This is a genomic window from Nakamurella sp. (assembly GCF_048594475.1).
Lineage (GTDB): Bacteria > Actinomycetota > Actinomycetes > Mycobacteriales > Nakamurellaceae > Nakamurella.
Window position 1 is genome coordinate 1 of the sequence record NZ_JBMDXT010000575.1, and the last position, 1,645, is coordinate 1,645.

The 1,645-nt window shown below is 68.3% G+C and carries 2 protein-coding genes and 1 pseudogene; all 3 read right to left on the reverse strand.

Annotated elements, in window-relative coordinates:
* Window positions 1-271 (reverse strand): annotated as a pseudogene (locus ACOJUF_RS25700) (type IV secretion protein Rhs); the annotation flags it as partial.
* Window positions 272-1,042, reverse strand: a complete 771-nt coding sequence (locus ACOJUF_RS25705; protein ID WP_420124646.1) for a CIS tube protein — start codon at window positions 1,040-1,042, stop codon at window positions 272-274.
* The gene (locus ACOJUF_RS25710; RefSeq protein ID WP_420124647.1) at window positions 1,042-1,476 is read right to left on the reverse strand and encodes a phage tail protein; all 435 of its coding nucleotides are present in this window, start codon (window positions 1,474-1,476) and stop codon (window positions 1,042-1,044) included. Before ACOJUF_RS25710 ends, ACOJUF_RS25705 begins: the two co-directional genes overlap by 1 nt.
* Window positions 1,477-1,645 lie beyond the last annotated feature (169 nt).

The following is a 1,645-nucleotide window of genomic DNA, read 5'->3' on the forward strand; positions in this document are numbered from 1 at the left end:
CGTACTCGGCCTCCAGCGCAGTGATCTCCCCCTGGATCAGCTGGACCGGGCTCGGCGTCGCGTCGCTGGCCACCGAGACCTTCACCTTGGAGCCGATCTTCGCGCCGGACTTGCTGATGACCAGGCGGTCCGGGTCGCGGAAGCGGAGCAGGAAGAAGTCCGGCAGCCGCAGGCTGTCGTCGACGATCGCCGAGACCAGCAGCGCCCGGGCATCGGCGGCCAGCTCCGCGCCGTCGATGTCGACCAGGAAGCTGGACGAGATGGGCGCCATCTAGGTCACCGCCGGCTCGAGGAGTTCGGCCACCGACGGCAGCATCAACGCGCTGCCCAGGGCCAGCCGGGCCGGGTCGTCCACCCGGTTGAAGCGAGCCAGCGGCCGCCACAGCTGCGGGTCGCCGTACTCGCGATAGGCGATGGACGCCAAGGTGTCCCCGGTGACGACGGTGTGCAGGGCCCGGGCGGCAATGGATCCCGACGTCGGGTTCTGCTTGCCCTTCTCCTGCGGCATCTCCTGCAGGGTGACGGTGCAGACCGCCCGGATCGGCGTGCCCTCCGGGGTGAACAGGGTGTACTTCGCGCTGACCTGGGTGACGTAGGCGGGGAAACTCTTGATCGCGCCCCACTGGAAGACGACCAGCGGCGGGGTGGGTTTCTTGCTGGCGTGCGACTTCTCGGTCGGGGTGGTGCAGGCGAACAACTTGTCCACCGCCTCGACCACCGACCCGTCGTGCTTGGCGGTGGCGTCGAAGAACATCTCCAGCGACAGCTGCCCGGGCTCGGGACCCTTGAACTCCGGCGGCGGCGCGGCCTTGGCCCCGTTGGTGGCCTTGCTCTCCCACTTCGCCTTCTTGGCGATGGTGAGTTCCTTGGGGTTGAACTGGAACTCGATCGTGCCGATCTCCCCGTCGAGCTTGCGCCCGCCGGTGGCCGGGGACGAGTCGTACATCGTCAGCTTGGCCTTCTCGACCTTCTGCGGGGTGCGGTCCCCGGTCGGCGCGGGCGGCGTCGGCTTGCCCCCGGCGCCGGTGAGCGAGGACCCCATCACGCACCGCCGGGCAGGATGCCGTGGTGCGCGATCTCGAGGGTCTCGGTGGCCACCTTGGCCGAATCGACGTTCAGGCTCGGGCCGGTCCAGCGCACGGGAATGACCCCGGCCAGGGACCATTCGGCGACGACGGTGTCGTCGGCGGTCATCGCCGTGATCACCATGGTGGTCGGCTTGACGCCGCTCATCATGCTGGCGAACCAGGTGGTCAGGTGCTTGCTGTCCTCACCGATGGGGCGGGTCAGCTTGACGTTGGTGAACTTCATCCGGGTGGGCAGCTGCCAGATCATGGCGTTGTTGCCGCCCTCCTCCCGCTGCTCGATGACGATCTCGCAGCCCAGCCCCTCGCAACTGTTGAACAGGCCGAGCGGGAACTCGTCGATCTTGACCTTGAAACAGACGCTGACGGCGGGATCTTTGAACTCAGCCATCGGTTTTCCTCCTCACGGTGGGTCGGGTGCCGGGTGGGCCGGCCTAGCGGCGCAGATCGGTGACCATGCCGGCCCGTTCCCGGTCCAGCCACAGCTCGGACTTGAGCCGGGCGGACAGCGGGTCGAACAGCCGGCGGGCCAGCTCGTCGAGGTTCGTCGGCAAGGCATC